Annotated in this window: 22 protein-coding genes; 10 read left to right on the top strand and 12 right to left on the bottom strand. The window is 33.0% G+C overall.

All coding sequences use genetic code 11. From position 1 onward, the window contains the following. Positions 1-4: 4 nt before the first annotated feature. The 5 genes from KGI96_RS00195 (at position 5) to KGI96_RS00175 (ending at position 8,337) form a co-directional block, all read left to right on the top strand. Positions 5-1,555 carry a type I restriction-modification system subunit M gene (locus KGI96_RS00195; RefSeq protein WP_213156492.1) on the top strand — a complete coding sequence of 517 codons (1,551 nt, stop codon included), beginning with the start codon at positions 5-7 and terminating at the stop codon, positions 1,553-1,555. A gap of 96 nt (positions 1,556-1,651) precedes the next feature. Beyond that, complete coding sequence (locus tag KGI96_RS00190; protein ID WP_090921660.1) at positions 1,652-2,743, top strand: Fic family protein; 1,092 nt, start codon at positions 1,652-1,654, stop codon at positions 2,741-2,743. A 13-nt stretch (positions 2,744-2,756) separates the two neighbouring features. After that, complete coding sequence (locus tag KGI96_RS00185; protein ID WP_213156491.1) at positions 2,757-3,944, top strand: restriction endonuclease subunit S; 1,188 nt, start codon at positions 2,757-2,759, stop codon at positions 3,942-3,944. A 107-nt stretch (positions 3,945-4,051) separates the two neighbouring features. Continuing rightward, positions 4,052-5,221 carry an AAA family ATPase gene (locus tag KGI96_RS00180; RefSeq protein ID WP_211598034.1) on the top strand — a complete coding sequence of 390 codons (1,170 nt, stop codon included), beginning with the start codon at positions 4,052-4,054 and terminating at the stop codon, positions 5,219-5,221. A 20-nt stretch (positions 5,222-5,241) separates the two neighbouring features. Next, positions 5,242-8,337: a type I restriction endonuclease subunit R gene (locus tag KGI96_RS00175; protein ID WP_211598032.1), complete on the top strand. Its 3,096-nt coding sequence runs from the start codon at positions 5,242-5,244 to the stop codon at positions 8,335-8,337. On the opposite strand, the gene KGI96_RS00170 is transcribed toward KGI96_RS00175, so the two are convergent. Then, positions 8,334-9,038 carry a 3-deoxy-D-manno-octulosonic acid kinase gene (locus KGI96_RS00170; protein ID WP_211598031.1) on the bottom strand — a complete coding sequence of 235 codons (705 nt, stop codon included), beginning with the start codon at positions 9,036-9,038 and terminating at the stop codon, positions 8,334-8,336. The genes KGI96_RS00175 and KGI96_RS00170 overlap by 4 nt on opposite strands. 196 nt (positions 9,039-9,234) lie before the next feature. Here KGI96_RS00170 and KGI96_RS00165 point away from each other — a divergent pair, with 196 nt between their 5' ends. The 4 genes from KGI96_RS00165 to KGI96_RS00150 all read left to right on the top strand — a co-directional run bounded on the left by KGI96_RS00165 (position 9,235) and on the right by KGI96_RS00150 (position 12,777). Beyond that, positions 9,235-9,792, top strand: a complete 558-nt coding sequence (locus KGI96_RS00165) for a VUT family protein (protein ID WP_211598028.1) — start codon at positions 9,235-9,237, stop codon at positions 9,790-9,792. 29 nt (positions 9,793-9,821) lie between these two features. Further along, complete coding sequence (locus tag KGI96_RS00160; protein WP_211598026.1) at positions 9,822-10,226, top strand: hypothetical protein; 405 nt, start codon at positions 9,822-9,824, stop codon at positions 10,224-10,226. Positions 10,227-10,290: 64 nt separating this feature from the next. After that, on the top strand, positions 10,291-10,947 hold the full coding sequence (folE, locus tag KGI96_RS00155; RefSeq protein ID WP_211598024.1) for a GTP cyclohydrolase I FolE: 657 nt from the start codon (positions 10,291-10,293) through the stop codon (positions 10,945-10,947). Positions 10,948-10,995: 48 nt separating this feature from the next. Then, complete coding sequence (locus KGI96_RS00150; protein WP_211598023.1) at positions 10,996-12,777, top strand: cation:proton antiporter; 1,782 nt, start codon at positions 10,996-10,998, stop codon at positions 12,775-12,777. A 108-nt stretch (positions 12,778-12,885) separates the two neighbouring features. Here KGI96_RS00150 and cdd read toward each other — a convergent pair whose 3' ends face one another. From cdd to nfo, 4 genes are all read right to left on the bottom strand, one after another. Next, positions 12,886-13,782 (bottom strand): cytidine deaminase, encoded by an 897-nt coding sequence (gene cdd, locus KGI96_RS00145; RefSeq protein ID WP_211598022.1) that lies wholly within the window; start codon positions 13,780-13,782, stop codon positions 12,886-12,888. A 10-nt stretch (positions 13,783-13,792) separates the two neighbouring features. Beyond that, complete coding sequence (folB, locus tag KGI96_RS00140) at positions 13,793-14,152, bottom strand: dihydroneopterin aldolase (RefSeq protein WP_211598021.1); 360 nt, start codon at positions 14,150-14,152, stop codon at positions 13,793-13,795. 117 nt (positions 14,153-14,269) lie between these two features. Beyond that, entirely contained in the window at positions 14,270-15,952 is a 1,683-nt protein-coding gene (gene recN / locus KGI96_RS00135) for a DNA repair protein RecN (RefSeq protein ID WP_211598020.1), read from the bottom strand. A 137-nt stretch (positions 15,953-16,089) separates the two neighbouring features. After that, entirely contained in the window at positions 16,090-16,935 is an 846-nt protein-coding gene (nfo, locus tag KGI96_RS00130) for a deoxyribonuclease IV (protein WP_211598019.1), read from the bottom strand. Between the two features lie 68 nt (positions 16,936-17,003). Between nfo and KGI96_RS00125 the strand changes: the two genes are divergently transcribed. Next, positions 17,004-17,558, top strand: a complete 555-nt coding sequence (locus tag KGI96_RS00125; protein ID WP_211598018.1) for a TorD/DmsD family molecular chaperone — start codon at positions 17,004-17,006, stop codon at positions 17,556-17,558. A gap of 116 nt (positions 17,559-17,674) precedes the next feature. Here the strand turns inward: KGI96_RS00125 and KGI96_RS00120 are convergent, their stop codons facing one another. From KGI96_RS00120 to KGI96_RS00090, 7 genes are read right to left on the bottom strand one after another with little or no spacing between them, the layout of a single operon-like run. Further along, a complete protein-coding gene (locus KGI96_RS00120; protein ID WP_213156489.1) occupies positions 17,675-19,057 on the bottom strand; it encodes a glycoside hydrolase family 1 protein in 1,383 nt (460 codons plus the stop codon). Next, a complete protein-coding gene (locus tag KGI96_RS00115) occupies positions 19,054-19,464 on the bottom strand; it encodes a DUF3284 domain-containing protein (protein WP_211598016.1) in 411 nt (136 codons plus the stop codon). The genes KGI96_RS00120 and KGI96_RS00115 overlap by 4 nt, the downstream gene beginning before the upstream one ends. After that, positions 19,464-19,607 (bottom strand): hypothetical protein, encoded by a 144-nt coding sequence (locus KGI96_RS00110; RefSeq protein WP_211598015.1) that lies wholly within the window; start codon positions 19,605-19,607, stop codon positions 19,464-19,466. Before KGI96_RS00110 ends, KGI96_RS00115 begins: the two co-directional genes overlap by 1 nt. Before the next feature lie 51 nt (positions 19,608-19,658). After that, positions 19,659-20,975, bottom strand: a complete 1,317-nt coding sequence (locus tag KGI96_RS00105; protein ID WP_211598014.1) for a PTS sugar transporter subunit IIC — start codon at positions 20,973-20,975, stop codon at positions 19,659-19,661. Between the two features lie 19 nt (positions 20,976-20,994). Further along, a complete protein-coding gene (locus KGI96_RS00100) occupies positions 20,995-21,855 on the bottom strand; it encodes a DUF7916 family protein (protein ID WP_211598013.1) in 861 nt (286 codons plus the stop codon). Continuing rightward, positions 21,852-22,157: a PTS sugar transporter subunit IIB gene (locus tag KGI96_RS00095; RefSeq protein WP_211598012.1), complete on the bottom strand. Its 306-nt coding sequence runs from the start codon at positions 22,155-22,157 to the stop codon at positions 21,852-21,854. The genes KGI96_RS00100 and KGI96_RS00095 overlap by 4 nt, the downstream gene beginning before the upstream one ends. Then, positions 22,150-22,488: a PTS lactose/cellobiose transporter subunit IIA gene (locus tag KGI96_RS00090; protein ID WP_090920635.1), complete on the bottom strand. Its 339-nt coding sequence runs from the start codon at positions 22,486-22,488 to the stop codon at positions 22,150-22,152. The genes KGI96_RS00095 and KGI96_RS00090 overlap by 8 nt, the downstream gene beginning before the upstream one ends. Between the last annotated feature and the right edge of the window lie 4 nt (positions 22,489-22,492).

Raw genomic sequence — 22,492 nt, 5'->3', positions numbered from 1 at the left:
TTTTATGACAGTAGGCATTCAACAAAGAGCGACATTACAGCGTAGAATTTGGCAAATTGCAAATGAAGTGCGTGGTGCAGTTGATGGATGGGATTTCAAACAATATGTCTTAGGTGCATTATTTTATCGATTTATCAGTGAAAATTTTACCTATTTTATTGAAGCCGGTGATGAAAGTATTCATTATGCAAATTTATCTGATGATATTATCACTAATGAAATAAAAATTGATGCCATTAAAACCAAAGGTTATTTTATTTATCCTAGCCAACTATTTGAAAATATTGTAGAAAATGCACACAAGAACGATAATTTAAATACGCATCTTGCTCAAATTTTTTCAAGTATTGAAAGTAGTGCGACTGGATTTGACTCAGAACGCGATATCAAAGGATTATTTGCAGATTTTGATACAACATCTAACCGCCTTGGCAATACTGTTGAGGATAAAAACAAACGATTAGTTTCAGTATTAAAAGGAGTGGCTGATCTTGATTTTGGGGATTTTCAAGATAATCAAATCGATCTCTTTGGTGATGCCTATGAATTTTTAATCTCAAATTATGCCGCTAATGCTGGAAAATCAGGAGGCGAATTTTTTACTCCACAAAGTGTATCAAAATTGATTGCTAAAATTGCACTATTAGGTCAGAAAAATGTGAATAAAATTTATGATCCTGCTTGCGGTAGTGGTTCACTTTTATTACAAGCAAAAAAACAATTTGATAATCATATTATTGAAGAGGGATTTTTTGGTCAAGAAATTAACCATACGACCTATAACTTGGCACGAATGAATATGTTTTTACACAATATTAACTATGATAAGTTTGATATTGTACTGGGCGATACGCTTTTAAAACCTCAATTTAAAGATGATAAACCCTTTGATGCGATTGTCTCTAACCCGCCTTATTCTGTCAATTGGATTGGTAATGACGATCCAACGTTAATCAATGATGATCGCTTTTCTCCTGCTGGTGTGCTTGCACCAAAATCAAAAGCGGATTTTGCTTTTGTTATGCACTGCTTAAATTATTTATCTGCCAAAGGAAGAGCTGCTATTGTGACTTTCCCAGGTATTTTTTATCGAAGTGGTGCAGAGAAAAAAATTCGCCAATATTTAGTGGATAATAACTTTGTTGAAACCGTGATCGCACTTGCACCTAATTTATTTTATGGCACAAGTATAGCGGTAAATATTTTAGTACTTTCTAAACATAAAACGAACACTAAAACCCAATTTATCAATGCCACTGAAATTTTTAAAAAAGAAACAAATAATAATGTCTTAACCAATGAACATATTGAACAAATTTTAACATTATTTAGTGAGAAAAAAGATGTTGAGCATCTAACAAAATCTGTTGAAAATAATCAAATTGCGGAAAATGATTACAATTTATCTGTTAACTCTTATATTGAAGCAAAAGATACCAAAGAAGTAATCAATATTGATGAGCTAAATAAAGAAATTGCAAAAACAGTGAAAAATATTACCGCTTTGCGTAATGAAATTGATAAGATTGTCGCGGAAATAGAGGCAGAAAAATGATACTTTCTTCATATAGACACAATAACGGAAGAAAACATTGATTTTCTTCCGTTATTGTAAGAATATAGGAAGAAAGAGATAATTTTAGGAAAAGATATGAATTTAACCCCTGATTGTCCAGTAAAACCATTACCCTTTGATGAGATTTTTGAGAAAATTGAAACAAAAGCAATACTAAAAAAACTTGCGATAGCACACCGTTCTCTTGCAGAGTTAAAAGGTGTTGTACAGTCTATTCCTAATCAAACTATTTTAATTAATACACTCTCTCTACAAGAAGCTAAACACAGTAGTGAAATTGAAAATATTATTACAACGCAAGATGAACTTTACCAAGCAGATTTATCAGAATTTTCCACATTCAATCCTGCAGTTAAAGAAGTACAACGCTACAGTTATGCGTTAAATAGCGGATTTAACCTCATTAAACAAGAACAGATTATTCGACTGAATACACTTTTAATGGTTCAAGAACAGTTAGAACATAATAATGCAGGTCTGCGAGCCATATCGGGAACAGCATTAAAAAACGCCTATACAGGCAAAACTGTTTATACGCCACCACAACATAAAAATGATATTATCCTATTGATGGAAAATTTGATTGAATTTATCAATACAGAAGATCGCTTTGAACTTGATCCTTTAACTAAAATGGCGATTATTCACCATCAATTTGAAAGTATTCACCCTTTTTATGATGGTAATGGCAGAACAGGACGAATTTTAAATATTCTTTACCTTGTAAAAGAAAACTTATTAGATATTCCAATATTATATTTAAGTCGCTACCTTATTGAAAATAAATCAGACTATTATACTCTTTTACAAGCAGTTAGAGATTCTCAAAACTGGGAAGATTGGGTGCAATATATCCTTAATGCAATTATTGAAACAGCTCAATCAACCATTGAATTAGTTAAACAAATTAAAATTTTAATGCAAAATTTCAAAAATCAATTCCGCAGTGAATTACCGAAAATTTATAGCCAAGATTTGCTCAATCAATTATTTATGCACCCTTATTCAAAAATAGCCTTTATTCAAAATCATCTTGGTGTCAGTGATAAAACAGCAAAGCGTTACCTTGATGAATTATGCCGAATTGGATTATTAAAAAAAGAAAAAATTGGACGAGAAAATTTTTATATCAACTACGCTTTATTTGATCTATTTATCAAATATTAAATGAGAAAATAAAATGTTACATAACTATATAGAAAAATTATTACAAGGGCGAGAAGTTGAGTGGAAAAGACTTGGTGAGATAACTAACTACCAACAACCCACCCCCTATCTAGTAAAAACAACAAATTATAATGATAGTTTTAAAACGCCAGTTTTAACCGCTGGAAAAACATTTATTTTAGGCTATACCGATGAAACAGATGGACTTTATCAGGCCACAGAAAATCCTGTTATTATTTTTGATGATTTCACAACAGCAAATAAATGGGTAGATTTTGATTTTAAAGTAAAATCTTCTGCAATGAAAATAATCTCGTCAGTTGATGAAGAGCAGTATTTATTAAAATATATTTATCATTGGATAAATACTTTACCAAATATTGGTAAAAATACGGATCATAAACGCCAATGGATTAGCAATTTTTCAAATTTAAAAATCCCAATCCCACCACTTGATGTGCAACAAGAAATAGCAGAAACACTTGACAGAATGACAAACATATGCTATGAGCTTGCGAAAGAGCTTGCGTTGCGCGATCAACAGTATAACTACTATAGAGATAGACTATTGAACCTTGGAGAATTGATAGGGGGGGGGAATCAATGTGAATGGATTCGATTGGGAGATATTGCCTTAAAAATCACATCTGGCGGAACACCAAATACTAAAAAATTAGAATATTGGGAAAATGGAACAATTCCTTGGATGTCGTCTGGTGAAGTAAATTTGAAAATAATTTTTAAAACTGAAAAATTTATTACGCAAAAAGGATTAGAAAATTCTAGTGCAAAACTAATTCCGAAAAACTCTCTTGTTATAGCGTTAGCTGGGCAAGGTAAAACAAGAGGAAAAGTTGCAAGAACTAGAATAGATTTAACTACTAATCAATCTTTAGCAGCACTAATATTTGATGAAAAAAATATAAACAGTGATTATGTTTACTATTTTTTAACTACTCAATATAAAAATTTAAGACAAATTTCATTAGGAAATAGTGGACGAGGCGGACTAAATTTACAGATGATTTCTGATTATAGAATTCCCCTCCTCTCACTTGATGAGCAAGAACGGATTGTCAAAATTTTAGATAAATTTGACCGCTTAACCAACTCAATTACCGAAGGGTTGCCAAAAGAAATTGATCTTAGACAAAAACAGTATGAATATTATAGGGATTTGTTATTAAACTTTGATAAGTAAGCGGTAAGATTATTATAGTTTTTTGCAAATTCTGATTAGGATGTAACCGCCTATTACTATTTGATTCAATTAGAAATAAAAAATAAATTTTAGAGCAAAGGATAAATATGGATGAATTAGAATTACAAGGTACATTACAAGATATTGCCCAACACTTAAAAAACAAAGAGAAAAAAGTACAGCTAATCTATGCTTTTAATGGTTCTGGAAAAACACGGCTTTCTCGTGAATTTAAACAACTTATTTTTCCCAAACATAATACTGATGAAAATGTGGAGCAAATTCAGTTAGCTCGTACAAAAATTCTTTACTACAATGCCTTTACTGAAGATTTATTTTATTGGAATAATGATTTAAATAATGATGCCGAACCTATACTAAATATCCAATTAAATACTTTTACTGAATGGGTGTTGAAAGAGCAAGGGCAAGATCAAAATGTCATTGATAATTTTCAATATTATACTAACGATAAATTAACACCTCGTTTTGATGAAAATTTTTCAAAAATTACGTTCTCCTTTACTCGTGGCGATGATTCATTAGAAGAAAATATTAAAATATCGAAAGGAGAAGAAAGTAATTTCATCTGGAGTATTTTTTATACTCTGATTCAATTAGTTATATCAGAACTCAATACGGCTGAACCAGAAGACCGTTCAACAAATCAGTTCGATGAATTAGAATATATTTTTATTGATGACCCCGTTAGCTCTTTAGATGAAAACCATCTAATTCAATTAGCTGTAGATTTAGCACAACTCATTAAATCAAGTAAATCAGAAATCAAATTTATTATTACAACACACAATCCTTTGTTTTATAATATATTACACAATGAACTCAATCGCGATGATAAGCCTAACAAATATAAAAAGAAAGAATTATATAAATATCAATTAAACAAACGAGAAGACGGTACATACGAACTGATACAACAACAGAATGACTCACCTTTTTCTTATCACCTTTATTTAAAAAAAGAAATTGAAAAAGCGATTGAAAATAATCAATTAAAAAAATATCATTTTAATTTCTTAAGGAATATTTTAGAAAAGACATCCACGTTTTTAGGTTATCAAACTTGGGGAGAACTGTTACCTCAGAATAATGATGGTTTACCAAACCCTTATGAAGCAAGAATTATTAATTTTTCTAGTCATTCTAAACATTCTAGTGAAGAAACCGTTGAATTATCAGAAAATGATAAAAAAGTTTTAAAAGGATTAGTAGAAAAATTAAATAAAATGTATCAATCTAAATTAGATGATGATTAAAAGAGTATAAAGGTAAAAATATGACTACAACAAAACCCATCACAGAATCAAAAAACTTTATCATTTTAGATAAATATAGCCCTATTAAACAATCTGGAAGCTACCAAACTGAAAGTGATTTAGAAAAAGAATTGATTTCTGATCTTGTTAATCAAGGATACGAATACCGCCAAGATTTAAATTCAAACGATAAACTGCTCGCTAATCTTCGTAAACAATTACAAAACTTAAATAAGATGAATTTTAGTGATGATGAATGGCAACGCTTTTTAAGTGAATATTTAGACAAACCAAGCGATACGATTATTGATAAAACTTGCAAAATTCATCATAACCATATTTATGATTTTGTTTTTGATGATGGACATATCCAAAATATTTATTTGTTAGATAAGAAAAATATAACACGCAATACCTTACAAGTTATCAATCAATTTGAACAAAAAGGTGAGCATACTAATCGCTATGATGTCACTATTTTAATCAATGGCTTACCACTTATTCAAATTGAACTGAAAAAACGTGGGATGGCAATTAAAGAAGCTTTTAATCAAATTCATCGCTACACCAAGGAAAGTTTTAATAGTGAATATTCTCTCTTTAAATTTTTGCAGATCTTTGTCATTTCAAACGGAACAGATACCCGCTATTTTGCCAATACCACAAAACGAGATAAAAATAGTTTCGATTTTACAATGAACTGGGCAAAATCAAACAACGAACTTATTAAGGATTTAAAAGATTTTACAGCGACATTCTTTCAAAAAAATACGCTTTTAAAGGTGTTATTAAAATACAGTGTTTTCGATACTAATAACACCCTTTTAATTATGCGACCTTATCAAATTGCTGCAACAGAACGCATTTTATGGAAGATTGAAAGCTCTTACAATGCCAAAAATTGGAGTAATACGGAAAGTGGCGGTTACATTTGGCACACTACAGGATCGGGCAAAACATTAACAAGTTTTAAAGCAGCTCGATTAGCAACAGATTTAACATTTATTGATAAAGTATTTTTTGTGGTTGATAGAAAAGATTTAGACTATCAAACAATGAGAGAGTATCAAAATTTCTCACCAGATAGTGTCAATGGTAGTGAAAGCACGGCAGGGCTAAAACGAAATATAAAAAAAGATGATAATAAAATTATCGCTACCACTATTCAAAAACTCAATAATTTAATAAAAAGTGAAGATAATTTAGATATTTATAAAAGGCAGGTTGTCTTTATTTTTGATGAATGTCACCGTAGCCAATTTGGTGAAGCACAAAAAAACATTAAGAAAAAATTTAGAAAATATTATCAATTTGGTTTTACTGGAACTCCAATCTTCCCACAGAATGCGCTTGGCAGTGAAACGACTGCAAGTGTATTTGGATGCGAATTACATTCTTATACTATTACTGACGCTATTCGCGATGAAAAAGTCTTAAAATTTAAAGTAGATTATAACAATGTTCGCCCACAGTTCCAATTGCTTGAAAATGAAATAGATGAGCAAAAATTAACAACTTATGAAAATAAACAAGCACTCCTCCATCCTCAACGGATCAATGAAATCACAAATTATATATTAAGTAATTTTCATCAAAAAACCCACCGCTTTACCACACAATCAAAAGGGTTTAATGCAATGTTTGCAGTAAGTTCTGTTGAGGCTGCAAAACTGTATTATGACGCATTTAAAAGATTACAAAAAACTGCCCATAAGCCACTAAAAGTAGCGACTATTTTTTCATTCACACCTAATGAAGAGCAAGATGCAAAGGGCAATATTGCAGATGAAAGTTTTGACGTCACGGCAATGAATACAAGTAGTAAAGAATTTTTAACAATGGCAATTGATGATTATAATCATAAATTTCAAACTAATTTCAGTGTAGAGAGCAAATCTTTTCAAAATTATTATCGAGATCTCTCCTTACGAGTAAAAAATCAAGAAATTGATTTACTCATTGTGGTCGGGATGTTTTTAACGGGGTTTGATGCGGTCACTTTAAATACATTATTTGTAGATAAAAATTTACGTTTTCACGGACTTATACAAGCTTATTCACGTACCAATCGTATTTATAATGCAACTAAATCTTTTGGAAATATTGTTACTTTCCGTAATTTAGAGAAAGCTACCATTGATGCCATTACTCTATTTGGTGATAAAAACACCAAAAATGTTGTTCTTGAAAAAAGCTATAAAGAGTATATGCAAGGCTATGAAGATAATCTTACAGGAAAATTCCAGCGTGGTTATTTAGCCATTATTGAAGAATTAAAACAACATTTTCCCGCTCCTGAAAAAATTAAAACAGAAGCAGACAAAAAAGAATTTGTAAAACTATTTAGTGAATACTTACGTGTAGAAAATATTTTGCAAAATTATGATGAATTTAGTGCATTACAAAAAGCACAAACTCTTGATTCTAGCAATATAAATTTAGTAGAAGAATGCCAAGGGAAATATGGCGTATCTCGTAAAAAGCTAATAGAAATGCAGAATACACTTATTCCAACAGAGCGTGAAATCCAAGATTATCGTTCAACTTATAACGATATTAGAGAATGGTTGCGTCAAGAAAAATCAAATTCTAAACAAGAGCAACTTACTATTGATTGGGATGATGTTACCTTTGAAGTTGATTTATTGAAGTCACAAGAAATAAATTTAGACTATATTTTAGAACTGATTTTTGAACAGCATAAAATAACTCAAAATAAACCTGCTCTAATATCAGAAATTCGTCGTATAATTCGTTCAAGTCTTGGGCATCGTGCAAAAGAAAGTTTAATCGTTGATTTTATCAATCACACTAATTTAGATGAAATAATAGATAAAACAATGATTATTGAAGTATTCTTCCGATTTGCACAACAAGAACAACAACGAGAAGCTAACGAGCTAATTGACGCTGAAAATCTAAATGAAGAAGCCACAAAACGTTATATTAAAACGTCATTAAAACGTGAGTATGCCAGTGAAAATGGGACTGAATTAAATGATATTCTACCCAAAATGAGCCCTTTAAATCCTAAGTATTTAACAAAAAAACAGGCTATTTTCCAGAAAATAGCCACTTTTGTGGAAAAATTTAAAGGTGTTGGAGGGACGCTTTAACTCTTATACCCAACCAACAAACTCTGCCAATCTTGTTTATCAAAACGAATATTCAAGCGTTGTACTTCTTTATTAAAAGATCGTAGTAATCTTTCAAGGTTACTACTCTTCCAATCATCCCCTTGCTGAATACCGCATTTATCAAAATCAATGAGCCAAAACTGATTATTGTTTTCATCAAATAAAATATTATGGATATTCAAATCACTATGGTGAATTTGGTGTTGGTGAAGTTGTTTAATCAGTTTTCCAATCTCAATGTATTGCTGTGAAGATAACCTATTTTTTTGTAAAAATTGACTAAGATCTTGAGCGTTTTCGATTTTTTCAATTAAAATATCGGCTGAATAAAAACAACATTTTTTAGTAATTTTTACTGCAATAGGACGAGGGATAGGTAATCCCTCCTGAGACATTTTTTGTAGCAAATTAAACTCTTGTACAGCTCTTGTTTGCTCAAAACTAGTAAAAAAATAGCTATCCTTAATCAATTTCCCAAATAATCCACCACGATAATAATGACGTTTTACACTATTGACACCCATTAACTGCTCTGTTTTTAAAAACCACGTGATACCTCGTCCTTTAGAAGAACCAAGTAACCACTCACTTTCGAAAAAAGAGACGGTATCTAATAAAGTTTTAATCGCAGATTGTTGCGTATCGCTGATAAATTGTTGGTTAAATTGATAATAGTCCATTAAATTTTAATTAAGTAAAAAGAACATTTTCGCAGAGATAGATAAAAGATCAACATTTAGTTGCAATAAATTTACCGATTACCGTAAATTTTTGTTAGACTGTCGTCCCTTTCAGGCGTGGATGTTTCTGCTAACCTGTGTGTATATTAATAAAAATATACAATCCATCAATCTGTTTTATTGCTTTGGAGAAACAATGACGTTACCATCCTTCCGAGGAATTGGGTTTTCTTCCCCCTTTTTCTTGGTGTTTTTATATGTGATGAGCATTTTGCTCGCTAATTTAACTCTAGATACTTTTATTACATTGCCTTTTTATGGAATGCTTTCTATTGGAACAATTTTCTTTGCTGCCATTTTTACCCTACGAGATAAAATTCATTTTTATGGTGGCTTAAATCTTGTTTATTGGGCAATTTGTATAGCGGTTATCGTCAATATTATTGTCTCTTATTGGCTAAATGTACCAAGCCGTTTTATCTTTGCTTCTTTTTTATCAATAAGTGTCAGTGAACTTGCTGATACTGCTGTTTTTCATCGTTTTAAACATCGACGATTTGTTATTCGTGTATTGAGTTCTAATGCGTTAAGTGTGCCACTAGATAGTATTTTATTTACTTTTTTAGCTTTTTACGGTGTGTTACCTTTAACAGAAATCTGGCAAATTATTTATGCGGATATCATTGTAAAATATGGTATTGCAATGCTATTTATTGCTAAATTTTGGCAATTTAAACGCTTACAACAAGCCTAATTTATTATTGTTTAAAAAAGGAAAACAAAATGACAAATGAAATTTTAGATCTACACCAAAATGTAGCAGAACAGAAACACAAAATTTCACCGATGAACGTAATCGATAACCCTAATCCAAAAATGGATACTGAAGTCGAACATATTCTCTATTTACCCGAACTTTGCCCTGCTTCTAAAAACCCAAAACAAGGGAGTTTTATTACTCTGCGTTATAAAAATAGCAACCATTTTTTAGAACTGTTTAGCCTTGATAAACATATAGATAGCTATATTGGGCATACTATTGTGCGAGATATGGAATATTTTGTGCAAACCATCGCTCAAGCAGCGGCAGATGTTTTAAAGGAAACCGTCACCGCAAGTGCAAAAATAGATTATAATCTCATTCGCCAGTGTCAAAAAATTTATGTTGTAGCGAAACCTTCAATTTAATTTTTAACATTGAATTTTCAAAGTAATTTGATAAAATCCATCCCTCAACTATTAGAGAGAGACTATGAACACAACAACATTTGAAGCTGACAATGTGCGTAATGCGTTATTGGAAAAAGGTATTGAAACACCAATGATTACGCCAATCAAAGATAAAGAAAGCCGTAAAACGGAAATTCAGCAGCATTTTCAAGCTATTATGGAATTATTAGGGATGGATTTACGAGATGATAGCCTTGAAGAAACACCACATCGTTTGGCAAAAATGTATGTTGATGAGATTTTTAGTGGCTTAGACTACGATACTTTTCCTAAAATCACAAAAATAAAGAACCAAATGAAAGTGAGTGAAATGGTACTCGTCGATGAAATCACTTGTACTAGCACTTGCGAACATCATTTTGTCACTATTGATGGAAGTGTCTCTGTCGCTTATTACCCTAAAAATTGGGTTATTGGCTTATCTAAAATTAATCGTGTTGTACAATTTTTTGCTCAACGCCCTCAAGTTCAAGAACGTTTTACTGAACAAGTGCTTACCGCCTTTCAAACTATTTTGGATACAGATGATGTTGCTGTTTTTGTCAAAGCAACCCATTTTTGTGTAAAATGTCGTGGCATAAAAGATACCCACAGTAAAACCATCACCTCTGCATTTGGAGGAGTATTTTTACAAGATAGAGAAACCCGTAAAGAGTTTTTAACCTTAATAAAAAAATAAGCGGTACGATCTTATTTAAAATTTACCAATTTTCGGAGTAATTCTATTATGGATTCAGCATTAATTTTATCCATCATTGTTGGATTAGGCATTGCCGCACAATGGTTAGCTTGGTATTTAAAACAACCCTCTATTCTATATTTATTATTAATTGGAATTTTAGTTGGACCTGTTTTAAATATTTTTCATCCTGATGAAGTTTTAGGTGATCTGCTCTTCCCCTTTATCTCTCTTGGTGTTGCAATTATTCTATTTGAGGGCGCATTAACACTAGAATTTAAAGAAATTCAACATCATGGTAGAGTAGTTAAGCTCCTCGTTTCTGTTGGAATGCTCATTACTATTGCGGTTATATCCCTCGCAACTTATGGTTTATTTGATATAGACTGGCGAATAGCTTTATTATTTGGCGCATTAGTTTGTGTGACAGGTCCGACTGTTATTATTCCTTTGCTACGTAGTGTTTGTCCTAATAACTCTATTTCTAATATTTTAAAATGGGAGGGAATTTTAATTGATCCTATTGGTGCCATTGCGGTCGTTTTAATTTATGAATATATTATTTCAGATGGTGCTTCTAATGGTTTTTTAACCTTTGGTACAATTATCCTTATTGCTGCAGTGCTGGGTATGGTTGGTGCGCTTATTTTAGCCAAATTAATCAAATACCATCTTATTCCTGACTACCTACGAAATGTGTTTGTACTTGCTTATGTTTTACTTCTTTTCTCTGTTTCAAATGCACTGTCTCACGAATCAGGATTGTTAACTGTTACTGTATTAGGGGTTGCTCTTGCAAACTGGAAAAACTTTCCTAAAGATAATATCTTAGAGTTTAAAGAGTCAATCACAGTTTTATTAATCTCCGTATTATTTATTATTTTAGCCGCAAGAGTAGATTTAAATGCACTACTGAGTGTTGGATTCTCAGGCTTTGCACTATTACTCGTGGCAATGTTTGTTGCCCGTCCTCTTGCTATTTGGGTGTCTGCAATAGGTTCAAAATTAACATTCAATGAAAAAATAATGATCAGTTGGATAGGTCCTCGTGGTATTGTAGCCGCTGCTATTTCATCGCTTTTTGCGATACGCCTACAAGATCAAGGTATCAAAGGTGTAGAATTACTTGTTCCGTTAGTATTTACCATTATTATTGGAACCGTATTTATTCAAGGATTAGGAGCAAAACCTATTGCAACCTTTCTCAAAGTGCGACAAGTTGCCAATACGGGTGTACTAATTATTGGTTCTAATCCTGTGGCGCTAATGATTGCAAAATCTTTGAATGATTTAGGAATTGAAGTAGTTATGGCAGATATTTATTATAACGGATTAGCCAAAGCCCGAATGATGGGAATACGTACTTATTATGGTAGTCCTCTCTCTAATCACGCAGATAATCACCTAGACCTAATAGGTATTGGTCACTTATTCACAATGAGTACAGATCGAGAAATGAATTTGCTCTCAGCAACCCATTACCTACACGATTTTGGTGAAAAAAATATTTTCCGTTTAGAGTTTAATGATGAAACAAATGTAACCGAACGTAATCAAAAGCAGAATGGTTTTAATTTTAATTATCTATTTGGAAAAGATATCACTTACGCCAGATTGACCACAATGTTGAATAAAAATGCGAAAATTAAAGTGACTAATCTAACAGATAACTACAATTATGAAGAGTATAAAGCGAATAACCCTGCTTTTATTCCACTTTATACTGTTGATAAAAATGGATTGCTACACATCGTTAATGAAAGAAAAACAATTAAAAAAGATCGTAAATTAGTCTCTCTAGTTTTACCAGATGAAGAGATAAATTTATAGTTTTTCTTTCACGTTTTCCTACTCACTCTTTCCCTTGCTTTTAAAGGGAAAGAGTTTCAAAATTGTAAATTTTTACTTAAATGTCACCGCTTGATATTACTTAATCTATTAAATAGAGATATATTCTATATCCATATCCAAATAAGCTTTCGCTAAACTTTCTGTTGCTTGCTTATGACTTAAACCCGCTGCTTTTTCAACCATTATAATTTTTTGAATATTCACCTCACTTAAACTATTTAAGCGACGATAATTTAATGCACTTTGTAAAGGTGGAAAACTTGGATTAAAGGCTGCATTTTCTACATAACGTCCCGTTACAATTTCACCATTTTCTAAGGCTAATGCAATTCCACAATAGGCTTGGCTATAAGGTGCATGAGATTGGTTAAGGGCTTGTAATGCTGCTTGAGTAACAGGTTCATTTACTGTTAAGCTAAACTGATGATCTTGATGATCAAAAAGCAATTCCGAAATTTCAAGATCTTTAGGTCCAAAAGAATCTGGAAGATAACTATGCAATAAATTATTTTGAGAATGAGGTAAGTGAATTTTTAAATTTGAAGCGACATTAAGTTCATTTAGAAACTGACGGCAATGTCCACAAGGCGTATAATTAACAACAATATCGGTAATGGACTTTTCATTGCTATGCCAAGCGTGGCTAATTGCACTCTGCTCTGCGTGTACTGTTTGAGCAATGGCAACATTACTGTATTCTTGATTTGCTCCGAAATAGAATGTTCCTGATATTCCAATTGCTACCGCCCCAACATTAAAATTTGAGATTGGTGTTAATCCGTAGCAACTTGCGATAGGTAAACACTGTAAGGCTAATTCAATCGTTGATAACTGGAATTGCTGACATAATTCTGTTACTTGAACAGCAGATAACTGCCCTTTAAAATGCTGATAGGATAAATGTGTTACCACTGCTGAAATTACAGCATTATTTTCTTTTTGTGATAATTGTATCAAACGTTCTAAGATAGCTTGATGTTGCATACCTTTCCTCCTATTTTACTTTTGAACCTCTTTCTATTATCACGCCAACACTACTCGCCTGTGACACTGCTTGAGGTTTGTGTAATTCAATTTTAAGCCACGGAATATTAAATTTTACGGCTAACAATTCTGCTAATCGGTGAGCGATAGTTTCAACCAAATCAAAATGTTGCGATTCAACAAAATTAATTACTTCTTGAGAAACCTCCGCATAATTTAAACAATCTTTCACATTATCTGACTGTGCTGCTTTTTCGAAATTCCATACCATTTCAATATTAAACACCAAAGGTTGTTTAATATTTTTTTCCCACTCGTATACTCCTACAGAAGCAGAAACAGTCAATTCTTTTATAAATATGATATCCATATATTGATCTACTTTTATTTTATGCTTTACAACAAATATTATGAAATATAAGTGCTATACTAAAGTGTAATTCATAGTCCAATTTTACCTGAATTCATTTTTTAATTGTAATAATTTTTACTCTTTTTGAGACAAATCTAACATTTCTTGTGCATTTGCAAGCACCACTTTTGAAATTTTATTTCCTCCTAACAATTTGGCTAATGCGGTAACACGCTCTTCTGTCGATAAATAACTCATTCGAGTTTCTGTTTGCGCATCTTGAACAAATTTTTCTACATTAAAATGATGATGCCCATAACTTGCCACTTGTGGTAAATGTGTCACACATAATACTTGGCATCTTTTAGCAAGTTTACGTAATAGTTTACCGACGGCAGTCGCTGTTGAACCACTAATGCCCACATCAACTTCATCAAAAATTATCGTTGGTGTAGAAAGTTTATTTGCAGTAAGCACTTGAATGACTAATGAAATTCGAGAAAGTTCTCCTCCTGAGGCGATTTTAGCCAATGGCTGTGGTTCTTGACCTAAGTTACTTCTTAAATTAAAGATCACACTATCCGCTCCATTTACAGAAAATTTCTCAGGATTATGTTGAACATCAATAGAAAATTCACCATTCTCCATTGCAAGCTGTTTAATCTGTTTGGTGACTTGCTCTGATAATTTTTGACTTGCTTCTAAACGCTTTTGATAAATTTCTTCAGATAAAATTAAACATTGTTGATAGGCTAATTTTTCTTCGTAAATTAATTGCTCTTCACTGTCTTCAAAATTGACTAAATCTTGTAACTCTTGTTGCAATTGTCGATGATATTGCCATAGTTCTTTCGCTGTAATATTATGCTTACGAGCAAGGTTCATAGCCTTACTGATACGAGTTTCTAATTCATACAATAATTCAGGGTCTTGTTCAATATTATTCGCAATAGATTGAATATCGGCACTTGCTTCTTGAATTTGAATAAGGGCTTCATTTAGCATTTCTTGGATAGGACTATAATTCGCATCAACCTCAGCAAGCTCACCAAGATGACTAATGACAGAATAAAGCATAGAATCAATATTACATTCCGTATTCTCAGTTAATAAGTCTAAAGAGTGCTGAGAAAGAGAAATAAGCTGGTCTGCATTCGCTAAGCGGTTATAATTTTCTTCAAGCTCCTCAAACTCTCCTTGTTTTAAAGAAAACTCATCAAGCTCCTCGACTTGATATTGCAATAATTGTTTACGAGATTCATTTTCTAAACAACGTTGCTTATAAGATTTTAAATCTTTATTTAGTTTTTTCCATTTTGCATATTGCGTTGCCATCTTACCTAAAAGAGCAGTAAGGTTGGTATAATTATCCAAAATATTTAATTGATAGTCACTTTTAAGCAATAATTGAGGGGCGTGCTGCCCATTAAGATGGATAAGATATTGCCCCAACTCTCGTAGTTGAGAAACAGGGAGAGGATGGTTATTTACAAATGCTTTAGAACGTCCCTCACTATTAAGTATTCGACGTAAAATACATTCTTGAGGGTTATCATCATCCAGTAATTCATATTTTTTTAACCATAGAAATGCTGGACTATTTGGTTGTATAGAGAATGTTGCTGAAACACTGGTCTTATTATTTTTATCACGCACCATCGAGCTTTCTGAACGATAGCCTAAACAAAGACCAAGAGCATCAATTCCGATAGATTTTCCTGCTCCGGTCTCGCCTGTAATAACCGTCATACCATCATTTAAAGCAAGATCAAGTTGGCGAACAATCGCAAAATTATTAATAGTTAAATGAGTAAGCATACAAAAACACCCTATAAAAAAACACTGTATGGATATATAGTAATACTGTTTTTTTAAACAGTAAAGAAGAATTTATATAGAATGTGAATTTTTTATCAACATATTAATACTAAACGAGTTTTATATTAATTCTCTTATTATGCAGCTTGTAATGAACGCAAAAATGCAATTTCTTCGCCCCAAATATCAGGATTAATGGTTTCTAACACTAAAGGAATATCATCAAAACGCTTATCATTCATTATATATTTAAATACATCGATGCCAATTGTTCCTTCTTGCAATGAGTGATGGCGATCCACTCGGCTACCTAACGCTGTTTTTGAACCATTCAGGTGCATTCCACGTAAATATTGAAAACCAACACTATTTTCAAAATCAGTAAATACTTGTTCACAACCTTTAAAACTAGAAATATCATAACCTGCCGAAAATGTATGACAAGTGTCTAAACAGACTCCCACTCGACTTTTATCATCTACTTGTTCAATAATCTCAGCTAAATGATCAAAATGCCAACCTAAATTTGTACCTTGTCCTGCGGTATTTTCTATGACAGCAATGACATTTGGCACCGTTGCAATTGCCATATTTAAGGATTCAGCAATACGACTTAAACAGTCTTTTTCAGACATTTTATTTAAATGGCTACCAGGATGAAAATTGAGTAATTTAATACCAAGTTGATCACAACGTTGCATTTCATCAATAAATGCTTCTCGAGACTTAGCCAAGTTCTCGGTATCAGGATTACCTAAATTAATAAGATAACTATCGTGAGGTAAAATTTGATCGGCATTAAAATGATGTGCCTGACAAAAACGTTTAAATTTTTCAATATTTTCTACCTTAAGTGGTGCTGCTTTCCATTGACGTTGATTTTTCGTAAATAATGCAAAAGCATTCGCCCCTATTTCAACCGATCGTAACACCGCATTTTCTACTCCTCCAGCAGCACTTACGTGAGCACCAATATATTTCATTTTTTTGTCCTTATCTTTATCTTGTGTATAATGTCTTTTTTAATTCTAATAGGTCATTTTAAAGTATTATGAGCGAAACCACCATTAACGATTTTTCATTACTATGCCGTTTATTTGGCAATCTTTTTTACCGCGAACCCACCGATCCCATTTTAAGTGAATTATTTGAATGGTTAAAACAGGGTAACTTACGCTCAGATTGGGCATTAAGCCTTGACACTCAAAGTGACAAAGCCTTAGATACGATAGAAAAACTCGCTAACCCTACTGAACTAGCGGTCAGTTATAACAAACTTTTTGCAAAAAATGGTAATATTGATACCGCTATATCTAGCTATGATATCAATATTCAAGATTTTATAGTTTTCCGCCAACAACGAGGAATGCCAGTATTAGAAAATCCTGATCACGTCGCATTACTACTTTTAACTGCCTCTTGGATTGAAGATAATCTTGATTCCGTTGAAGCCCAAAAAGATCTTTTTCAACGTTTTTTACTCCCTTGTGCCAGCAAGTTTTTAGGTAAAGTCGAGGCTTTTGATACAAGTTTTTACAAAGCCCTCGCCCAACTCACTCGCGACGCCTTGAGTGCTATGGCGGATGAGTTGGAAGAAGTGGAATAAATAAAAATTTCTGTATACAAGAGTATAGAGCTTGAACTACCCATAAAATAGAAAGATTTATTATCCTTTACTTCTATAAGCTTTTAAAGTTCTATTACTCTTACTCTTGTTGTTTTTTAAAACCCATTATTTTTTGCAACTTCAGCAAACCATCGTCCTGATTTTTTAATGGTTCTTTTACCAGTAGTGTAATCAAGTGCAATCAAACCATAGCGGTTTTTGTAGGCATTTAACCAAGACCAGCAATCAATACTTGTCCAAACTAAATAGCCTTGACAATTGGCGCCTCGCTCAATCGCTTTATGCAACCATTGTAAATGTTCACTAAAAAATTCAATACGATAGTCATCACAAATTTGACCATTTGTATCACAAAACTGCATTTCATTTGCTACACCCATTCCATTTTCTGCCACAATCCATTCAATATTACCGTAGTTCTTGCGTAAATTTTCAGCAATATAAAATAAACCTTTAGGGTAAATCTCCCAGCCTCGATGTGGGTTCATTCTTCGTGCAGGCATTGCATAGTGATCATAATAATAAGATGGCATAAAAGGAGCATTTGGATTTGGCATTTTAACAGGTGCAGACACTCGCAAGGGTTGATAGTAGTTAATACCTAAAAAATCGACAGTATTCTCTTTGATAATGATGAGATCATCATCTGTGTAATCAGGGAGTAAATCGTGTTTTTTGATTAATTCTACTAATTCTGCTGGATAGCACCCTTTTACCGCAGGATCTAAAAATGATTGTGTTGCAAAAAGTTCTGCAATTCTTGCCGCTTCAAGATCTGCTGGGTGGTTAGAACGTGGGTAAGCTGGAGTTAAATTTAAAATAATCCCAATTTTTCCCCCTTGTTCTAATTCGTGATAGATTTTAACCACTTTCGCACTCGCTAGTGCCATATTAAAAGCAACCTGTACTGCTTTTTTAGGATTAACTTCTAGTGGATAATGATATTGTAGTAAGTAACCACACTCCACAGACACAATAGGTTCATTGAATGAAAACCAATATTTGACAATATCTCCAAAAAGCTCAAAACAGGTTTTAGCATATTGTACAAAAGCATTAACGGTTTCACGTCCTACAAAGCCATCATATTTGTCTTGGATAACTAAAGGAATATCAAAATGAGATAAATTAACCATCGGTTCAATGCCAGCTTCTTTAAGGGCGGTAAAATAGGTGCGGTAGAATGTTACGGCTTGTTCATTTATTTTTCCTTCGCCTTCAGGGATCAGCCTTGCCCACGAAATACTGGTACGAAAGGCGTTGTGTCCTGTTTGTTTTAAAAGTGTAATATCATCTTTAAAATAGCGTAACACTTGAGAGGTATGTTCTGTACCAATACCATCAAAAAATTTATAGGGCTCTGTTTGAAAAAAATAATCCCAAGTTGTTTTGCCTTTGCCATCATTGGGAAGTCGCCCTTCACTTTGTTCAGCCGAAGTTGATGATCCCCAAAAAAAGTTGGGTGGAAAATGTATCATTTTTGCTCCTGTAAAATATGTTGTTCAATTTGTTTAAATAAACGGCGCTTTTTGCGTAAGAAAAACCACTGCCAAATCCAACCAATAAGCCAATAGTTTGTTTTATAAAGGAATTTATCTGTATGGTATTCTTCACTGTAATGTACACATACCCCATTATCGGTAGGACTAATTTGATAATCCACAATATTTCTGCCTAGATTAGTATAATATTCGAGAGTAAATTGCTGATTGGGTTGATAATTTTTAACGATAACACGATAGGATTGATCCGCTTTCTTTCCTATTTTTTGTGTAAATTCTTGTCCAAAAGTAACCGCTTGTACACCAACCTCTCGGCAAAAATTTTCAATAAGAAAGTCATATAATTGTTGATCTGATACCGCCAAATGATAATCTGCTTGCATTATTTTCTCCCTAAAAATAAACCTATTGCACCGAATCCAACTAATCCACCACCGAAATATAAATTACCCATAGAATGCGTGATTGGGTAAGTAACAATAAGGATTGTGCCGAGTGTAACAACAAATAAACTCCAAGATTTCATATTCTCTCCCTGTCTAATAAAGGCAATAAAGGGGCATATGCCCCTTTTAGATTATTCACTTTTAATTTTATTTGCAATTAATACAAATGGTGTCCAAATTAAGAATGAAACAAATACGTTAAATAAGCTCACTAATGCGGCTGCAAATGATCCGCCTGTTGCAAAGAATGCAAATATTCCTGGAGGTAATACCCAAGGAACTTGTACGAAAACAGGTGGCACAATACCCATCACAGTTGCAGTATAACCAATTATGGCAGCAACCATTGGAGCAAGAATGAAAGGTATTAAATACAATGGGTTTAATACAATAGGCATTCCAAAAATAATTGGCTCATTGATATTAAAAATAGCCATTGGTGTACCTAATTTTGCTACAGCACGGCTTTCTTCTCGTTTAGAGAAAAGTAAAATTGAAATAATCAAACCAATCGTAATTCCACTCCCGCCCATTTGTAGATAAGCATCAAATGAACCACGAGTCCATAAGTAAGGTAAGGTTTCGACAGTTCCACCTAAAGCAATATGCTCTACGTTTGCAAGCAATGCTGGTTGATAAATACCATCAAAAATAGGTGCTAATACATTATGTCCGTGTAAGCCAAAGAACCAGAATAACTGTGTTAAAAATGCTAATACTAATACAGAGAATAGCCCTTGTGATAATCCAAGAAGTGGCATTGCGATATAGGTATTGATGACATCGTGTAAGGATTGTCCTGTGTATTGTGTCACTAAATAAGAAACCGTTGCACTCGCATAAATGGCAATTGTTCCAGGAATAATTGCAGAGAAGGCTTTGCTCACTGATGGTGGTACAGAATCAGGTAATTTAATCGTAATATTACGTAACATCAATTTACTATAAATAATAGTAGAAAAGAAACCAATAACCATTGCTGGGAAGATCCCTTTTGCTCCCAAGTAATTTACCGCTAAGTAACCCCATTCGGAGATATTGTGTGCTGTTCCATCAATAGTAGTCGTAAAATTGGCACTTTGTGGTAAAAACATAATAAAAGATGCAAAGGCAACTAATCCACCTGCAATGGCATTCGTTTTGTAACTATTGGCTAAATTATAGCCTAATGCGAATACAAATACTAAACTTAGAATTGCAATAGATCCAAACCAAAAAATGCCGTTGATGTTAATAAGTGGTGTCATTGCATCAGCAAATTCAGGGTAACCATAATTACGAGGTAAGTCACGGAAAAATACATTTAAAAGTACTGCGATTGAACCTACCATCGTAATAGGTAAAATATCAATAAAGCTATCACGAATGACAACTAAATGGCGTTGAGTAGAAATTTTGACTGCAAAAGGAACAAAATAACGCTCCATAAAATTAATGAATTTATTCATTTGAAACGCCTTAATTACATTATCGGTTAATTGAAGTAGCCATCATTTTTAGACTATGACGATTACCTCGAATAGTATCAGATAGAATTTGAATATTTTCAGGTGGTGCAATTCCTCCTACACCTGCATCACCAATATGGTATAAATCAAAACCAGCACTTTTAGAAGCCAGTGCAATCTGAGCAATAGTCGCTTGGTTTGCTGTTTCTTGGCTTGTACCAATAGTTGCCATTGCCATTTTTCCTTTTTTATGAATAAGACTAACTGCTTCTCTTGCACACTCAGGCGTTGAGGCTGGTACAGTGTAAGGTGCAGGTAACATTACAACATCTGTTCCTGCATCAAGTAGTTGTTCAATTCCTGAAGTATCACACAGATCTTCTATTTCCCCAGCTCCGTGCATTTTGCCTGCAAAAACCAGTCCTTGAAAATGTTGTTTGGCTACTTTCACTGCCTGAATAATACCTTCAAGACTGACACCTGTAGCAGGGTTTCCTGTGATGGATACAAAATCAAAACCTAATTGTTGAGCCAGCATAAAATTTTGAGAACTCGCCATTCTTCCTGCTTCAACCAATTCTGATGGTTCTAAATTCACACCAAAAGGACGTGGACAAAGTTTTTTTAAATCCGAAATAGGTGATGAAGATAAGGGTAAATTTTTCACCTTAGGATTTGTGACATCAAGTAAATTAAGTAACATTAGATCTGCTGCAAAAGCACGTGCAATTTCAGCATTAGTACAATCAGGAATCAAAGCGTGAGTGGCTAACATTTCACTCACCACAATACGTCCTTCACTTAACTTTAAAGATGTAAAAAGATCCTCTGGTGATAAATATGCCATTTGTTGAGGATCAAGACTTAAAAAACGTTTCATTTTTCCTCCAGTAGTGCTAATGCACTATCTAATACTTTTTCACCATTCATCATTCCATAATCAACCATATTGATAGGTGAAACAGGGGTTGGGTTAAACATTTCAGTCATTTTGGGTACAAGATATTTAATTTGTGGACCCAGCAATACAACATCAGCTTTTCCTACAAAGTCTTCAGCGGTTGATTCAGCAATCGCCTGAATTTGGATATCTAAATTACGAGCCGTTACAGCTTTTTTCATTTTTTCAACCAATGCTGAAGTAGACATTCCAGCGGTACAAATTAGTAAAATATTAGTCATTTTTTTCCTCCAGTTTGTGATATAAATCTATCAATTCACGTGCAAAATCTTGTGTCATTAATGCCATTGTTAAATGATCTTGAGCGTGAACCATCATTAAAGGTACAATTAATTGCTTATTTTTTTCAGCTTGTTGAGCTTCAAGACGAATCAGTGCAGTTTGTGCTTTATGTGCTTCACAATAAAATTGACTTGCTGATTTTAAATGCTCGTTAGCAGTAGTAAAATTTTCTTGTTTTGCTGCCTGAATGGCTTCCATTGCACTGGATTTTGCTGCACCTGCATTAACAATAATTTCCATTGCTAATTCTGATAATTCTTCATATTGCATTGTT

Source organism: Phocoenobacter atlanticus subsp. cyclopteri, from assembly GCF_018343795.1.
Taxonomy (GTDB): domain Bacteria; phylum Pseudomonadota; class Gammaproteobacteria; order Enterobacterales; family Pasteurellaceae; genus Phocoenobacter; species Phocoenobacter atlanticus.
The sequence above is the reverse complement of the archived record's forward strand: the minus strand, read 5'-3'. Positions and strand labels throughout refer to the sequence as shown.

Coding starts and splice junctions, on each gene's coding strand:
- folB (WP_211598021.1), bottom strand. CDS start 14,152: ATGGATATCATATTTATAAAAGAATTGACTGTTTCTGCTTCTGTAGGA.
- KGI96_RS00115 (WP_211598016.1), bottom strand. CDS start 19,464: ATGCAAGCAGATTATCATTTGGCGGTATCAGATCAACAATTATATGAC.
- KGI96_RS00095 (WP_211598012.1), bottom strand. CDS start 22,157: ATGACTAATATTTTACTAATTTGTACCGCTGGAATGTCTACTTCAGCA.
- nfo (WP_211598019.1), bottom strand. CDS start 16,935: ATGAAATATATTGGTGCTCACGTAAGTGCTGCTGGAGGAGTAGAAAAT.
- KGI96_RS00110 (WP_211598015.1), bottom strand. CDS start 19,607: ATGAAATCTTGGAGTTTATTTGTTGTTACACTCGGCACAATCCTTATT.
- KGI96_RS00090 (WP_090920635.1), bottom strand. CDS start 22,488: ATGCAATATGAAGAATTATCAGAATTAGCAATGGAAATTATTGTTAAT.
- KGI96_RS00190 (WP_090921660.1), top strand. CDS start 1,652: ATGAATTTAACCCCTGATTGTCCAGTAAAACCATTACCCTTTGATGAG.
- folE (WP_211598024.1), top strand. CDS start 10,291: ATGAACACAACAACATTTGAAGCTGACAATGTGCGTAATGCGTTATTG.
- KGI96_RS00170 (WP_211598031.1), bottom strand. CDS start 9,038: ATGGACTATTATCAATTTAACCAACAATTTATCAGCGATACGCAACAA.
- cdd (WP_211598022.1), bottom strand. CDS start 13,782: ATGCAACATCAAGCTATCTTAGAACGTTTGATACAATTATCACAAAAA.
- KGI96_RS00150 (WP_211598023.1), top strand. CDS start 10,996: ATGGATTCAGCATTAATTTTATCCATCATTGTTGGATTAGGCATTGCC.
- KGI96_RS00185 (WP_213156491.1), top strand. CDS start 2,757: ATGTTACATAACTATATAGAAAAATTATTACAAGGGCGAGAAGTTGAG.
- recN (WP_211598020.1), bottom strand. CDS start 15,952: ATGCTTACTCATTTAACTATTAATAATTTTGCGATTGTTCGCCAACTT.
- KGI96_RS00175 (WP_211598032.1), top strand. CDS start 5,242: ATGACTACAACAAAACCCATCACAGAATCAAAAAACTTTATCATTTTA.
- KGI96_RS00120 (WP_213156489.1), bottom strand. CDS start 19,057: ATGATACATTTTCCACCCAACTTTTTTTGGGGATCATCAACTTCGGCT.
- KGI96_RS00100 (WP_211598013.1), bottom strand. CDS start 21,855: ATGAAACGTTTTTTAAGTCTTGATCCTCAACAAATGGCATATTTATCA.
- KGI96_RS00165 (WP_211598028.1), top strand. CDS start 9,235: ATGACGTTACCATCCTTCCGAGGAATTGGGTTTTCTTCCCCCTTTTTC.
- KGI96_RS00195 (WP_213156492.1), top strand. CDS start 5: ATGACAGTAGGCATTCAACAAAGAGCGACATTACAGCGTAGAATTTGG.
- KGI96_RS00180 (WP_211598034.1), top strand. CDS start 4,052: ATGGATGAATTAGAATTACAAGGTACATTACAAGATATTGCCCAACAC.
- KGI96_RS00125 (WP_211598018.1), top strand. CDS start 17,004: ATGAGCGAAACCACCATTAACGATTTTTCATTACTATGCCGTTTATTT.
- KGI96_RS00105 (WP_211598014.1), bottom strand. CDS start 20,975: ATGAATAAATTCATTAATTTTATGGAGCGTTATTTTGTTCCTTTTGCA.
- KGI96_RS00160 (WP_211598026.1), top strand. CDS start 9,822: ATGACAAATGAAATTTTAGATCTACACCAAAATGTAGCAGAACAGAAA.